Raw genomic sequence first — 15,732 nt, forward strand, 5'->3', positions numbered from 1 at the left:
ACTTGTATGCACCATATTGGATAATAGGAATTGAATATAAAGATAGGTTTGTTGGTAAAAAAAGTAGATATACATATAAAATAAACAATATAGTATTCCATCTTTTGGGAAAAGATTTTAACGCAAGCGTTTTAAAGATATTATCTAACGAAGAAATAGAAAATATCAAAGTTTTAGACGATTTTGATAGAATACCATACATTGCTGCTAATTTAAATAGCAGTATAAGACTTTCTACGTTACTTAGAAATATCCAAGAAAAAATCTGCAATCTAATAGATGCAGAAGCAGCATCTGTATTACTTTACAAAGAAGATCACCTTGAATTTCTTTCCACTGTAGGAAAAGCAAGTGGAAAAATAGAAAGTATCCCCGTACCTATGGAATCAATAGCAGGTACTATATTTTTAAAAGAAAAAACGTTAGTATTTAACGATATTACTAAAGCTCCACACTTTAAAGGGGTAGATAAAGCGTCAAAATTCAAAACAGAGAATATAGTAGGAGCCCCCATATATTCTGGGGATAAAAAGGTCGGAGTGCTTGAGATATTAAATAAAAAAGATGGATTCTCGCAAAAAGACGCGGAAATCATAGAAAAATTTGCAAAGTTAATAGGAAAAAAACTGCTCAGTACATGGGAACTTGAAAAAATGAGTAATCTATTTAAAAGTATCATTCTATCATTTGTGACAATGATAGATAAAAGAGATAAATATACTCACACACATTCAAATAACGTTGCAAAAATTTCAAGATTAATAGGAGAAAAAATGGGGTTATCAGAAAACATCCTTGAACAACTCGAATATTCAGCAATTCTTCATGATGTTGGGAAAATAGGAATCCCCGATTCTATATTATTAAAGCAAGGAAATCTAACAGATGAAGAATATAAAATAATACAATCCCATACAATTATTGGAGCAGAAATTTTATCTAAAATCAGGTACACAAATAAAGATATAATTTCTGGTGCCCTTGAACATCACGAAAGATTGGATGGTTCAGGTTATCCTTGTGGAAAAAAAGATATAAGCTTATTTGGAAGAATTATAGCAATTGTAGATGTATACGATGCACTCACTGCCAAAAGACCGTATAAGGAGCCGTGGCCCAAAGAAAAAGTTATATCCATATTAAAAAAAGACAGTGAAAAAGGGAAATTTGACAAAAAAATTGTTAAAATACTAGAAGAAATAGCCCCTTAATAGGGGCTATTTTTTGGCTGGGAGGGGTGGATTCGAACCACCACTGGCGGATCCAGAGTCCGCAGTCCTGCCGTTAGACGACCTCCCAAAACCTATTTTATTTTATCATATTTAATGATAAAATCAAGATAAAAGGAGGGGAAATAATGAGCATTCTAAAAGTTCTAGGCCCCGTTATGGTTGGCCCATCAAGTTCCCATACATTAGGAGCACTAAAAATTGCAAGATTTACTTACAAATTGTTAAACGGAATCCCAGAAGAAGTCACATTTATACTACACGGTTCATTTTCAAAAACTCACAAAGGCCATGGCACCGACAGAGCTTTACTTGCCGGTATTATGGGATTTAAACAAGATGATCCACGAATAAAACATGCATTTGAAATTGCAAATGAAAAAAAATTAAAATATTCTTTTGCAATCGAAGACCTTGGAGATGTCCATCCAAATACCGTTAAAATAAAATGTCTAAAAGACAATATATTACATGAAATTGAAGGTTCTTCAATAGGTGGTGGAGACATAAAAATTACAAGTATAGATTCTGTTCCATGTAACCTTTCTTGGGATTTTGATACATTAATTATTGTAAATAAAGATGTGCCTAAAGCCCTGGAAAAAATTTTGGATACAATTAAAGTTAACGTTGCAAATCTTTATCTTAGGAGAATTAACGCACTTCTTGAAAGGGCTTTGACGATTATTGAACTGGATGAACCTATTAACAATATAAACGAAATAAAAGCACTTTCATGGGTATACGAATGCTACTTTGTTAGGAGGGACGATTAATGAGTACTTGGAATGAAATACTTGAAATGTCAAAAACTATGCCACTTCCAGATGTAATTTTAACTATCGAAATGTTGGAATATGGCACTGATCCACAAGAAACAAAAGAAAAAATAGGAAAAATTTTAAAGGTAATTTTAGAGGAATCAAAAGAACAATTTGGAAAAAAACAAAAAACTTTAACGGGATTAACAGGAGACAATGCATATAAATTCAAAAATTATTCACCAAAGTTAATGGGAAAATTTAACTATATTGCCACAGTAACAGCACTTTCTATATCTGAGAGCAATGCCTCTATGGGAAGAATTGCAGCATGCCCCACTGCTGGGGCTTCTGGAATTATCCCAGGAGTATTCTATGCTCTACACTTAACTTTTAAACCAGACTTTGAAAAATTACTTAACGCATTTATTGTAGCAGGTGGAATAGGAAACGTAATAGCTAGAAAAGCTACACTCTCTGGAGCAGCAGGCGGTTGCCAAGCGGAAATTGGAAGTGCAGCCGCAATGGCTGCAGGTGGTCTTTCCTACTTTTTCTCCGAAGATGAAAAAATAAGCGGCAACGCAGCTGCATTAGCACTTAAATCATTAATGGGATTAGTCTGCGACCCAGTAGGAGGTTTCGTTGAAGTCCCTTGTGTAAAAAGAAATGGAAATATAGTAAACCTTGCAATTTCAAGCGCAGAATTAGCACTAAGCGGTATCAAAAGCGTTATACCTTTCGATGAAGTTGTTGAAGCAATGTACAAAGTTGGAAAAAGCCTTCCAGAAACACTCCGTGAAACAGGCGAAGGAGGAATCGCTGCAACAAAAACAGCAGCCAATTTATTGGAAAATATCTTCAAAAAATTTCATTAACAGTATTTATTTATAAATATTATATTTTTCCACAATCTTACAACAATTTACAACATATATTTTATATGTTAAAATTTCATATGATAAAAATTCAACAAATATTAAGAAAAAAAGGGGGGGTAGTATGAATGATACTAATTTAGAAAAATTAAAAAATTGGTTAAGAGAAGAAAGAACTATTCAAGAATTAAAAGCAACAGCTAAAAAATTGGGGTTAAAGGTAAAAAGAATGATGAAAAAAAAGGAAGTTACAAAACTTATTGAAAACTATATAATCCAAAATGAAAAGATTAAAACATTTGAAAGACCTTCCTCAGCAACCTCTGCAACACTCCAAGAAAAAAAAGAAACACAAGAACCAGAAATAGACCTTCCAAAGTCATACAATAAAAACAGACTTGTGTTAATGCCTGTAAACCCAAACTGGATCCATGCATATTGGGATTTTAACTACGAAACACTTGAAAATATTAAGAAACTTCCTAAAGAATACAAATTAGTTCTCAGAGTATACGATGTGACATTTATAGAATTTAACGGAAAAAATGCACACAGAACCTTTGAAATTAGACTTAATATAGATATGAAAAATTACTATATAAACGTTCCCATGCCTAATGCAGATTATCTTTCAGAGATAGGTTATATTACACCAGATGGTAGTTTTTACCCATTAATACGTTCCAACGTTTGTAAAACTCCACCAAATTCACCAAGTAATAGTACAAGAGAAAGGTGGCTAGACATAAGAAAGAAAAGAAAAATTGTTACTCCTTCCGAAGGTATATTGGTAAAAGAAGTGGAAACAATCCCTGGTTCTCTTTTTAAAAGTGAAAGTAAAAATGAATTGGGTTGGGAATTATTTAGTAGATTAAGAAGCGGAAGGGGGATGTAATTATGCCTAAAGGAAATATTGTATTAGTATTACACGCACACCTTCCATTTATTCATCACCCAGATCATGATTTTTTTCTTGAAGAAAATTGGCTCTTTGAAGCAATAACCGAAACATATATTCCGCTTTTAAGAATGTTTAGAAGGTTAGAAAAGGATAATATAAAATTTAATATTACAATGTCCATAACCCCACCTTTAATGGAAATGCTTGCCAATAAAGATTTACAAGAAAAGTACATAAAGAGAATGAACAAATTAATAGAACTTGCAGAAAAAGAAGTGGAAAGAACAAAAGACGAACACCCAAAAAAACACAAGATGGCAAAATTTTACTTAAATGATTTTAAGGAAATTCTTTACATATTTAAAGACGTATATAATGGTAACATTTTAAACGGTTTTAAAGAATTTTTAGAAAAAGATAGATTAGATATTATTACCTGTAATGCTACCCATGGTTTTTTACCATTTATGGAACAATATCCACAAGCTATAAGGGCCCAATTGGAACAATCTATAAAAACATATGAGAGACATCTTGGAAAACGTCCCAGGGGAATTTGGCTTGCCGAATCTGCGTACTTTTCAGGACTTGATAAATACCTTGCAGAATACGGCATAGAATATTTCTTTGTCGATTCTCATGGTTTTTGGTATGCCGATGAAAGACCAAAATATGGAGTGTATAGACCAGTAATTACTCCAAATAACGTATTTGTATTTGCAAGAGATCCAGAAAGCAGTGAACAAGTTTGGAGTGCAGAAATAGGTTATCCAGGAGATGGAAGATATAGGGAATTTTACAGAGATATAGGTTTTGATAGAGAGTTTGAATATATAAAATCATACATTGATCCAAGTGGTGTAAGAACAAATACTGGAATCAAATATCACAAAATAACAAGCAAAGATATTCAATTAAACCAAAAAGACTTTTACGATATTGATGAAGCAAAAGATGCGGCAAAAGGACACGCACTTGATTTTCTAAGAAAAAAAGAGTATCAATCTTCCAAACTTTTAAATTTGTTTAATGGTTTAGAACCTATAATAGTCGCACCATTTGATGCGGAACTATTTGGGCACTGGTGGTTTGAGGGTCCCATCTTTCTTGAAGAATTTATGAGATACTCATCTAAAAGTAAAACCATTAGGACACTAAAAGCAAAAGATGTTGTAGATATGATAGAAAAGATACAGATTGTTACACCAGCTACATCAACTTGGGGTGCTAATGGATATAACGAAGTATGGTTAAATGGAACAAATGATTGGATTTATCCCCATTTACACGAAGCAATTGAAAAAATGACAGAAGCCGCAAATCTTTATCCAAACCCGGAAAAAAATTCAAGAAAGATAAACCTAGCTTTAAATCAAATGGCAAGAGAATTAATGCTTGCACAATCAAGTGATTGGGCCTTTATTATGACTACACGAACAAGTGTAGAATACGCTGTTAACAGAACAAAAACACATTTGAAACGTTTTCTAGATTTGTATAACATGGTTATTAGTGGTAAAATAGATATGAGAAGACTTTCACATTACAGTTGGCTTGATGATATTTTTCCGGACATTGATTACACTATGTATTTAAAGGTTTAAAAATCTTTTTGTGAGGAGGGATAAAAGTGCCCGCAAAGTATTTTGAAATAAGATGGCACGCAAGAGCCGGTCAAGGTGCAAAGAGTGCTTCGCAAATGCTTGCTGAAGCTGCTCTTGAAATGGGAAAATACGTTCAGTCATTCCCAGAATACGGTGCTGAAAGAACTGGTGCGCCAATGAAAGCTTTCAATCGTGTTTCAGATGATCCTATCACGGTCCACAGCTCAGTTGACAACCCAGATGTTGTTATAATCATTGACGATACTATGCTTGGACAACCTATGCTAGTAGATGGGACGGATGAAAACACGGTCTTTATTGTAAATACAGTAAAAACCATAGAATACGTAAGAGAAAAATTAGACACAAAAGGAAAAGTATGCACAATTGCCGCAACAGATATAGCACTTGAAGAATTGAAAAGAGGTATACCAAATACTGTTATGCTCGGTGCAATTGCAAAAGTTACCGGGGTTATAACTATTGAAAGTGCGGAAAAAAGAATTAGAAAAACCTTCTCCAAAAAATTCTCAGAAGAATTGGTTGAAGCAAACGTTAGGGCATTACGCCGTGGATTTGAGGAGGTGAAATGCAATGGCTGAACTCAAAGGTTGGAAAGAGATACCAATTGGTGGTGTAATAGATAAACCGGCAACAGCTAAAGAATATCAAACAGGTACCTGGAGAGTTATTAGACCTGTCCATCAACCCGAAAATTGTATACACTGTATGATGTGTTGGCTTTATTGTCCTGATCAAGCAATAGTAATTGAGGTTGTTGACGGAAAGCCAAAAATGAAAGGTTACAATTATTACTACTGTAAAGGGTGCGGTCTTTGCGCTAATGTTTGTCCAAAGACAAATGATAAATTACCCGAAGAAAAAAGAGCTATTGTCATGAAACCTGAAACGGAATTTCAAGATTGAGGAGGTGTTTGATGTGCCAGAAGTAAAAAATAGACAAGCTGTGACTGGAGCACAAGCAGTTGCAAATGCAATGCGTCAAATAAATCCAGATGTGGTTGCAGCGTATCCTATTACTCCACAAACTCCAGTAGTTGAATATTTTGCACAATACGTAGCCGATGGGCTTGCAGATACCGAAATGATCCCCGTTGAAAGTGAACACAGTGCAATGAGTGCTGTTGTAGGTGCAGCTGCAGCAGGTGCAAGGGCTATGACAGCAACAGCAGCAAACGGTCTTGCACTAATGCACGAAATTGTATATATAGCTGCTTCATCTAGATTACCAATAGTAATGCCAGTTGCAAATAGGGCACTTTCTGGACCAATTAATATCCACTGTGATCACAGTGATGCTATGGCAGAAAGAGATTCTGGTTGGATTCAACTTTGGGCAGAAAATGCTCAAGAAGCATATGATTTTACAATAATGGCAATAAGACTTGCAGAACATGAAGATATAAGATTACCGGTAATGGTCAATTTCGATGGTTTTATTATTTCTCACGGCGTTGAAGTTGTTGATTTTCTAGATGACGAAGTAGTTAAAAAATTTGTTGGAGAACCAAAAGTAAAATATCCATTGCTTGATGTAGATAATCCTGTAACACATGGTCCATTAGATTTGTACGACTACTACTTTGAACACAAAAGACAACAAATCGAAGCAATGAAACACGTATACAAGGTGTTTAATAAAGTTGCTGAAGAATTTGCAAAAATTTCTGGAAGAAAATACAATATTTTGGATGCATATAAAGTAGAAGATGCAGAATACGTCATGATAGCACTTGGTTCTACTGCAGGAACAATTAAATATACTGTAGATTTATTAAGAGAAGAAGGTCATAAAGTAGGAGTAATTAAACCCCAAATATTTAGACCTTTCCCAAAAACAGAACTCCAAGGATTGTTAAACGGAAGAAAAGCAGTAATTGTACTTGATAGATCCGCTTCTTTTGGTGCAGAAGCACCTTTATACGAAGCAGTTAAAAGCTCTCTTTACGAATTAGCCGTTAAACCTCAATTGGGAAGTTATGTTTACGGACTTGGTGGTAGAGATATTAAGATAGAACACATTAGAAAGGCATTTGAAGATGCATTTGCTGGGAATTTAATTGCAGACGAAGAAAGATATCTAGGACTCAGAGAATGAGGAGGTGTAATGAATGGCTTTAAATATAATGCAACTTGCTGTAAAATTTGCAGATAAAAATCCAGGTATTACCCAAGGTCATAGGCTCTGTCCAGGTTGTGCTGCTCCAAATGTTGCAAAATTTGCTTTAATGACAGCAGAAGCATTGGGATATACCCCAGTAGTTGGATTTGCAACTGGATGTATGGAAGTTTCCACAACAATTTATCCTTATACTGCATGGAATATACCATATATACACAATGCATTTGAAAACGCTGCAGCAACTGTAAGTGGTGTCGAAACAGCATATAGGGCTTTGCTAAAAAGGGGAAGACTAGTTGATCCAAATAAAAAATATGCATTTTTCGCTTTTGGTGGAGACGGCGGAACATACGATATAGGACTCCAATCTCTCTCTGGTGCAGTGGAAAGAGGACACAAATTTATCTATATAGTATATGATAACGAAGGATATATGAACACAGGTAATCAAAGATCAGGGGCAACACCTCCAGGTTCACAAACTACCACTCAACCCGTAGGTAAAAAATTACCTGGTAAAATTCAACTAAAGAAAAATCTCGTTGAAATCATGGCTAGTCATGAAAATGTATACGTAGCTACAGTTTCCACATCTGAACCTATGGACTTCTTCAAAAAAATTGAAAAAGCACTTGAGTTTGATGGTCCATCATTTATTGCTGCAATGTCACCATGTGTAAGATTTTGGAGGGTAAATGACGATAAAGCTGTTGAAATATCCAAACTTGCGGTAGAAACTGGTTACTGGCCACTATATGAAGTTGAAAGAGGAGTATACAAAATCACCAAAAAGGTTAAAGAATTAAAACCCGTAAGGGAATTTTTGGAAAAACAGGGAAGATTTAGAAACTTACTTAAGAGACCAGATGCAGATGAAATTATAAATGAATTACAAGAATACATTACAAGAAGATGGGAAAGGTTATTATCACTTGAAGAAGCAACTAAGGATAAACCAATTAGATAATAATTATCTTTTAACAATCCAAGTAACCTCAAACAGGTTACTTGGATTTTTTATGATATAATCCAATAAAGGAGTGATGATATGAATGATTTATTCAACATTATTTTCCAGATTTTTTGGATGATTTTAATTCTCAGCACTCTCTCACCAGTATTTAAATCACTTTCATTAAATAACTCAAGAGAAGGGATAATTAGATTAATAGAGAAAAAAAGAAAAAGTAGAGTAATTACACTTATTCACAGGGAAGAGGCGGTAAATTTTTTTGGATTACCACTTAGAAGATATATAGACATAGAAGATTCCGAAGAAATTTTAAGGGCTATCAAAATGACACCAAAAGATATGCCAATAGATATTATCATCCATACTCCAGGCGGATTAGTTTTAGCAGCAGAACAAATAGCAAATGCCTTAAAAAAACATCAAGCAAAAGTTACTGCATTCGTACCACACTATGCCATGTCAGGTGGTACACTAATTGCTCTTTCTGCTGATGAAATAATTATGGATGAAAATGCCGTTTTAGGTCCTATTGATCCACAACTTGGCCAATATCCTGCAGCATCTATTTTATCAGTTGTAAAGAATAAAGATATCAATAAAATTGACGATCAAACCTTAATTTTAGCAGATGTTGCTGAAAAAGCGTTAAATCAAATGAAAGAATACGCAATTAATTTATTAAAGGAAAAATATCCAAACGCAGAAGAACTTGCTGATAAACTAGTAAGTGGTTATTGGACTCATGATTACCCAATAACAGTTGAAAAGGCAAAAGAATTGGGCTTAAAAATATCCACTAACATGCCAAAAGAAATATACATGTTAATGGATTTATACAAACAATCAGGAAAAAGAAGACCATCTGTAAATTACGTTCCTATTGATTACAAAGAATTAAGTAAAAAACAGAGGTGAAATTTTGGTAATTACTTTAATCTCATCATTCATTTTAACGTTAATTTCCATTCCATTTATTAGAAAAATAGCCTTTAAATATGGAATAGTCGATATTCCAGACAATAATTTAAAAAATCATGAAAAAGCAACTCCATATCTCGGTGGAATGGCCTTTGTTCTTTCTTTCATCTTAACAACTCCATTTAGTCTGTTTAGAAAACTATACGTTATTTCCCTTAGCATTTTAGGTTTATACGATGATTTAAAATCATTAAACCCTTTTTTTAGAATGTCATTTGAAATTTTTGTTGGACTACTTGTCTCTTTAAGATTTTTGACAAATCCAATTGAAATCGTAGTTGCCACTATTTTTTACGCATTTTTAGTAAATTCCATCAATATGATGGATGGAATGGATGGTATATGTGCGACAACTTCCGCAATCTCCACTTTAGGATTAATTTGGACCGTTGCCTATCCAAACGATAAATACTACCTTTTTGCATTACTTGGGACATTATCTGCCTTTCTTTTTTATAATTTTCCACCTGCAAAGATATTCATGGGAGACCTTGGAAGTTATACAATAGGTGGAATTTTAGGAATCTCAATAATTTCTTCTTTTTCCAAAAGCATTACACATACAATCGCTTCATTAATAATACTTGCTCCATTTTTTGTTGACACTTTTTCAAGTATATTTAGGAGGATTTTAAACGGAAAATCTCCTTTTTCAGGCGACAGAGGACACATATACGATAAAATATTTAAAGTAACTCAAGATAAAAGAAAAACTATATTATTAATGGCATTAATAAGTATAATATTTTGCTCATTAGGAATATATTATCTATATTCAAAGATAATTTCTCTAATTTTGACAATTATTCTCACAATAGCATTAATTTTAAGATTAAAACTTTTAACATATGAGGGATAAAATGAAAAAAAGAACTATACTAATCACGTTATTTATTTGGATCTTTGTTATATTTTATTTTTCATCACGCTCACCTGTTGAATCTTCAACTCAATCAAGTTTCGTAACAAAAATCCTAAAAAAAATTGATAGTATTATGGACTTTTCCAATACCAAAGTTTTTAGGAATATAGAAATATTTTTAAAAAAACTTTGGTTTAAAACACAATACGTTCCTGCAGAAATGCTGGTAAGAAAAACCGCACATTTTAGCTTGTATTTTATATTGGGAATAATTACATTTTTTACGTTTTATAACAAAGGAATATTAATATCAAGCATAATAGGAATTACATTTCCAAATCTTGTTGCAACACTAGACGAATATACTCAACAATATTACAAAAGAGGATCATCGCTAAATGATGTGTTAATAGATTTATCAGGAACAATAACTGGAGTAGTATTATCATTGACAATAGTGCTAATAATTAAATTAATTAAAAATAAAATACAATAAAAAAAAGCAGGCGAAAGCCTGCGAAAAAAAAAATAAACCCGGGCGATACCTACTCTCGCAAGGGGCGTACCCCTTACTACCATCGGCCCAAGGCGGCTTAACGGCCGGGTTCGGGATGGAACCGGGTGGTTCCCGCCTTGGTATCGTCACCCGGGAAACCTTTGGTCACTCAAAAATGCATAGGGTTCACGTAGAGGTGAAGGCCTCGGCCGATTAGTACCGGTTGGCTCCACGCATTACTGCGCTTCCACCACCAGCCTATCTAGGTCCTCTTCTCGAACCGGCCTTACTCCTTTTACAGGATGGGAGGTCTCATCTTGGGGCGTGTTTCCCGCTTAGATGCTTTCAGCGGTTATCACTTAGGAGCGTAGCTACCCGGCGTATGCCCTTGGCAGAACAGCCGGTACACCAGTGGCTCCCTCACCCAGGTCCTCTCGTACAATGGGCGAGCCCCCTCAAACCTCCTACGCCCGCAGCAGATAGGGACCGACCTGTCTCACGACGGTCTGAACCCAGCTCACGTACCCCTTTAATAGGCGAACAGCCTAACCCTTGGGACCTGCTTCAGCCCCAGGATGGGATGAGCCGACATCGAGGTGCCGATCCTTGCCGTCGATGTGAACTCTCGGGCAAGACTAGCCTGTTATCCCCGGGGTAACTTTTGTCCGTTGATCGACGACCCTTCCACTCGGAGTCGCCGGGTCACTAGGACCGGGTTTCCCCTCTGCTCGACCCGTCGGTCTCGCAGTCAGCCCAGCTTATGCCCTTGCACTCTACGGTGGATTTCCAACCCACCTGAGCCGAGCTTCGCGCGCCTCCGTTACCCTTTCGGAGGCGACCGCCCCAGTCAAACTACCCACCTGGCACTGTCCCTCGCTTGCTCTTCACAAACGCAGGTTAGAACTCCAGTACACCGAGGGTGGTATCCCACCAGCGGCTCCCCCGACCCTGGCGAGCCGGGTTCTTCGCCTCCCACCTATCCTGTACACAGTGCACCAAAGCCCAATACCAGGCTGCAGTAAAGCTCCACGGGGTCTTTCCGTCTAGCTGCGGGTACTGGGCATCTTCACCCAGATTGAAATTTCACCGGGCCCCCTGCCGAGACAGTGCCCCAGTCGTTACGCCATTCATGCAGGTCGGAACTTACCCGACAAGGAATTTCGCTACCTTAGGACCGTTATAGTTACGGCCGCCGTTTACCGGGGCTTCGGTTCGGGGCTCTCACCCCTCCCCTTAACCTTCCGGCACTGGGCAGGCGTCAGTCCCTATACTTCCTCTTACGAGTTCGCAGAGACCTGTGTTTTTGGTAAACAGTCGCCAGGGCCTTGCCTCTGCAACCGCCTCGGCCTCCCCCAGTTTCCAGGTCTCCCCTTCCCCTGGGTTCAACCTACCGCGGCACCCCTTCTCCCTAAGTTACGGGGTCAATTTGCCGAGTTCCTTGGCAAGGGTTATCCCGCTCCCCTTAGCTTTCTCAGCCCGCCTACCTGTGTCGGTTTGCGGAACGGGCACCCGCATACCAGTTAGCGAGGCTTTTCTCGGCAGTGTGGGATCAGCCCCGTCGGACCATACGGTCCTCCCCTTCACGGCTCAGCTCAGACAGCGGATTTCCCTACTGCCCTCTACGCCTAACCGCTTGGAAGGCCTTGCCACTTGACCTCGGAACTTACCCTCCTGCGTCCCCCCGCTACCTATCAGTATGCAGGTGGTACCGGAATATTAACCGGTTCCCCATCGGCTACCCCTCTCGGGTTCACCTTAGGCCCCGACTAACCCTGGGCGGACGAACCTTCCCCAGGTACCCTTAGGCTTCCGGGGGGAGAGATTCTCACTCTCCTCTCGTTTACTCATGCCTGGATTCTCTCTTCCGCCTCGTCCAGTGGCTCTCTCAAGTCCACCTTCTCCCTATCGCGGAACGCTCCCCTACCACCAGCATATACGCTGATCCGCGGCTTCGGGGGATGGCTTCAGCCCCGGTACATTTTCGGCGCTGTGCGTCTCGACCGGTGAGCTGTTACGCACTCTTTTAATGATGGCTGCTTCTAAGCCAACATCCCGGTTGTCTGGGACGCACAACTTCCTTCCACACTTAGCCATCTCTCCGGGCCCTTAGCCGTCGGTCTGGGTTGTTCCCCTCTCGTCTGTGGAGCTTATCCCCCACAGGCTCACTCCCAAGATTTGTGTGCAGGCATTCGTAGTTTGACAGGGGTTGGAGGTCACCCCCCTAGCCCTATCAGCGCCCTACCTCCTGCACAGACCTCTTGAGGCTGCACCTAAATGCATTTCGGGGAGAACCAGCTATCACCAGGTTCGGTTAGCTTTTCACTCCTACCCACAGCTCATCCGAGGATGTCTCACAATCCACCGGTCCGGGCCTCCAGTAGGTTTTACCCTACCTTCACCCTGGCCATGGGTAGCTCACCCGGCTTCGGGCCTGCCGCACCTGACTCCTCGCCCTATTCAGACTCGCTTTCGCTACGGCTCCACCTCTACCGGCTTAACCTCGCCAGGTACGACAACTCCCAGGCTCATTAATCAAAAGGCACGCCGTCACCCCTATACGGAGCTCCGACTTCTTGTAGGCACGCAGTTTCAGGTCTCTTTCACTCCCCTTCCGGGGTGCTTTTCACCTTTCCCTCACGGTACTGGATCCTCTATCGGTCGGCAGGGAGTATTTAGCCTTGGAGGGTGGTCCCCCCTGATTCCCACGGGATTCCTCGTGCCCCGTGGTACTCGGGATCAAGCCCCAGAGAGTCCTTACCCTTTCGCCTACGGGACTTTCACCCTCTCCGGTAGGCCTTCCCAGACCTTTCGGCTAGAGTAAGAATTTTTTACTCCCCGGCTCACGCCCGGACTTGTCCCACTACCCCGACGATCCCTCGCCGGTTTAGGCTCCTCCCCTTTCGATCGCCTCTACTCAGGGAATCTCGTTTGATTTCTCCTCCTCGGGGTACTGAGATGTTTCACTTCCCCCGGTTCGCCCCCTCTCGGGTGTGTAGCCTCACCAGCTACACAGGTTGCCCCATTCGGGTATCCCGGGATCTACGCTCGCTTGCAGCTCCCCCAGGCTTTTCGCAGCTTGCCACGCCCTTCTTCGCCTCCTGCCGCCTAGGCATCCACTGCGCGCCCTTATCACCTTCACCTCTACTTCCCCTATGCATTTTTCAATGACCATGCCACTCAAAAATAGATAGCAGCTCCGCTTACTCTCCTTAGAAAGGAGGTGATCCAGGCGCACCTTCCGGTACACCTACCTTGTTACGACTTCGCCCCCCTCGCCAGCCTCGCCCTCAGTAGCCCCCCTCCTTCTCAGGTTGGAGTAACCACCTTCGGGCGCTGCCAACTCGGGTGGCGTGACGGGCGGTGTGTACAAACCCCGGGAACGTATTCACCGCGGCGTGGCTGATCCGCGATTACTAGCGATTCCGACTTCATGCAGGCGAGTTTCAGCCTGCAATCCGTACTGCGAGTGGGTTTCAGGGTTTCGCTCACCATCACTGGCTCGCATCCCGCTGTCCCACCCATTGTAGCGCGTGTGTCGCCCAGAGCATAAGGGGCACGAGTATCTGACGTCATCCCCTCCTTCCTCCGGCTCGTCGCCGGCAGTCCCCTTAGAGTCCCCGGCCTAACCGCTGGCAACTAAGGGCAGGGGTTGCGCTCGTTGCGGGACTTAACCCAACACCTCACGGCACGAGCTGACGACGACCGTGCACCACCTGTGCCGGCTCCCTCACCTCTCGGCGAGAGTCCCTCCCCTTTCGGGTCAGTACCACCAGCATGTCAAGCCCTGGTAAGGTTCTTGGCTTAGCGTCCAATTAAACCACACGCTCCACCGCTTGTGCGGGGTCCCGTCAATTCCTTTGAGTTTCACCCTTGCGGGCATACTCCCCAGGCGGCCCACTTATCGCGTTCGCTTCAGCACGGAGGAATCACTCCCCCACACCTAGTGGGCATCGTTTACGGCTAGGACTACCCGGGTATCTAATCCGGTTCGCTCCCCTAGCTTTCGGGCCTCAGCGTCAGGTACGGCCCAGGAGACCGGCTTCCCCACCGGCGTTCCTGCTGATATCTACGGATTTCACCCCTACACCAGCAGTTCCGTCTCCCTCTACCGCCCTCAAGTCGCGTGGTTTCCAGCGCAGTTCCACAGTTGAGCCGTGGCTTTTCACACCGGACTTCCACGACCGCCTACGCCCCCTTTACGCCCAGTAAATCCGGGTAACGCTCGCCCCCTACGTATTACCGCGGCTGCTGGCACGTAGTTAGCCGGGGCTTCCTAGTGGGATACCGTCATCGGTAAGACTTTCCACTCCTTACCTTATTCGTCTCCCACCACAGCGGTTTACACCCCGAAGGGCTCCTTCCCGCACGCGGCGTCGCTGGATCAGGCTTCCGCCCATTGTCCAATATCCCCCACTGCTGCCTCCCGTAGGAGTAGGACCCGTGTCTCAGTGCCCTTGTGGCCGGCCATCCTCTCAGACCGGCTATCCGTCGTAGGCTTGGTGAGCCTTTACCTCACCAACTACCTGATGGAACGCAGGCCCATCCCTCAGCAGAGCTTTACGCCCCTTTCTTCGCTAGTACCTCTCCCTAGCGAACGTATGGGGTATTAGCTGCAGTTTCCCACAGTTATCCCCCTCTGAAGGGTAGGTCACCTACGCGTTACTCACCCGTCCGCCGCTCAGTCTACTAACCTTCACCCCGAAGGACTCCAGTTAGCAGCTTCGCTCGACTTGCATGTGTAAGGCACGCCGCCAGCGTTCACCCTGAGCCAGGATCAAACCCTCCATCTCTATCTCGGGCTCGTCCTTCTTATCCGCAGAGCTGCTATCTATTTTTCAATGACCTTTCTTTTTTCACACAGCGATTACTATTCTACAGTATAATTGTGACATTCAAACTCACATTTAGTA

General features: G+C 41.1%; 12 protein-coding genes, 1 tRNA gene and 3 rRNA genes. 12 read left to right on the forward strand and 4 right to left on the reverse strand.

What is annotated here, in order from left to right:
- Positions 1–2 precede the first annotated feature (2 nt).
- Positions 3–1,211 (forward strand): HD domain-containing phosphohydrolase, encoded by a 1,209-nt coding sequence (locus Y592_RS02765; RefSeq protein ID WP_075665535.1) that lies wholly within the window; start codon positions 3–5, stop codon positions 1,209–1,211.
- Positions 1,212–1,225: 14 nt separating this feature from the next.
- Here the strand turns inward: Y592_RS02765 and Y592_RS02770 are convergent.
- Positions 1,226–1,299 (reverse strand) — tRNA-Gln (locus tag Y592_RS02770).
- Between the two features lie 58 nt (positions 1,300–1,357).
- On the opposite strand from Y592_RS02770, the gene sdaAB reads away from it, so the two are divergent.
- From sdaAB to Y592_RS02825, 11 genes are all read left to right on the forward strand, one after another.
- Entirely contained in the window at positions 1,358–2,005 is a 648-nt protein-coding gene (gene sdaAB, locus Y592_RS02775; protein ID WP_075665536.1) for an L-serine ammonia-lyase, iron-sulfur-dependent subunit beta, read from the forward strand.
- The gene (gene sdaAA, locus Y592_RS02780) at positions 2,005–2,865 is read left to right on the forward strand and encodes an L-serine ammonia-lyase, iron-sulfur-dependent, subunit alpha (RefSeq protein ID WP_075665537.1); all 861 of its coding nucleotides are present in this window, start codon (positions 2,005–2,007) and stop codon (positions 2,863–2,865) included. The genes sdaAB and sdaAA overlap by 1 nt, the downstream gene beginning before the upstream one ends.
- A gap of 124 nt (positions 2,866–2,989) precedes the next feature.
- Complete coding sequence (locus tag Y592_RS02785; protein WP_088368847.1) at positions 2,990–3,760, forward strand: DUF4912 domain-containing protein; 771 nt, start codon at positions 2,990–2,992, stop codon at positions 3,758–3,760.
- Between the two features lie 2 nt (positions 3,761–3,762).
- Positions 3,763–5,370, forward strand: a complete 1,608-nt coding sequence (locus Y592_RS02790; protein ID WP_075665539.1) for a glycoside hydrolase family 57 protein — start codon at positions 3,763–3,765, stop codon at positions 5,368–5,370.
- 26 nt (positions 5,371–5,396) lie between these two features.
- Positions 5,397–5,972: a 2-oxoacid:acceptor oxidoreductase family protein gene (locus Y592_RS02795; protein ID WP_075665540.1), complete on the forward strand. Its 576-nt coding sequence runs from the start codon at positions 5,397–5,399 to the stop codon at positions 5,970–5,972.
- A complete protein-coding gene (locus Y592_RS02800; RefSeq protein ID WP_075665541.1) occupies positions 5,965–6,297 on the forward strand; it encodes a 4Fe-4S binding protein in 333 nt (110 codons plus the stop codon). Before Y592_RS02795 ends, Y592_RS02800 begins: the two co-directional genes overlap by 8 nt.
- A 13-nt stretch (positions 6,298–6,310) precedes the next feature.
- Positions 6,311–7,489, forward strand: a complete 1,179-nt coding sequence (porA, locus tag Y592_RS02805; RefSeq protein WP_077287186.1) for a pyruvate synthase subunit PorA — start codon at positions 6,311–6,313, stop codon at positions 7,487–7,489.
- 13 nt (positions 7,490–7,502) lie between these two features.
- Positions 7,503–8,480 carry a thiamine pyrophosphate-dependent enzyme gene (locus Y592_RS02810; protein ID WP_075665542.1) on the forward strand — a complete coding sequence of 326 codons (978 nt, stop codon included), beginning with the start codon at positions 7,503–7,505 and terminating at the stop codon, positions 8,478–8,480.
- A gap of 81 nt (positions 8,481–8,561) precedes the next feature.
- Complete coding sequence (locus Y592_RS02815) at positions 8,562–9,401, forward strand: SDH family Clp fold serine proteinase (RefSeq protein ID WP_075665543.1); 840 nt, start codon at positions 8,562–8,564, stop codon at positions 9,399–9,401.
- A gap of 4 nt (positions 9,402–9,405) precedes the next feature.
- Positions 9,406–10,323, forward strand: coding sequence for a glycosyltransferase family 4 protein (locus Y592_RS02820; protein ID WP_075665544.1), 918 nt, complete (start codon positions 9,406–9,408; stop codon positions 10,321–10,323).
- 1 nt (position 10,324) lies between these two features.
- A complete protein-coding gene (locus Y592_RS02825; RefSeq protein WP_075665545.1) occupies positions 10,325–10,822 on the forward strand; it encodes a VanZ family protein in 498 nt (165 codons plus the stop codon).
- A gap of 37 nt (positions 10,823–10,859) precedes the next feature.
- On the opposite strand, the gene rrf is transcribed toward Y592_RS02825, so the two are convergent.
- The 3 genes from rrf to Y592_RS02840 all read right to left on the reverse strand — a co-directional run bounded on the left by rrf (position 10,860) and on the right by Y592_RS02840 (position 15,612).
- A 5S ribosomal RNA gene (rrf, locus tag Y592_RS02830) occupies positions 10,860–10,976 on the reverse strand.
- A 39-nt stretch (positions 10,977–11,015) separates the two neighbouring features.
- Positions 11,016–13,962 (reverse strand): 23S ribosomal RNA (locus Y592_RS02835).
- A 73-nt stretch (positions 13,963–14,035) separates the two neighbouring features.
- Positions 14,036–15,612: ribosomal RNA gene (locus tag Y592_RS02840) — 16S ribosomal RNA — on the reverse strand.
- Together the 16S, 23S and 5S rRNA genes form the textbook arrangement of a ribosomal RNA operon.
- Positions 15,613–15,732: the final 120 nt, after the last annotated feature.

The sequence above is a fragment of the Thermosipho sp. 1070 genome, from assembly GCF_001682135.1.
GTDB classification, from domain to species: Bacteria; Thermotogota; Thermotogae; order Thermotogales; family Fervidobacteriaceae; genus Thermosipho; species Thermosipho affectus.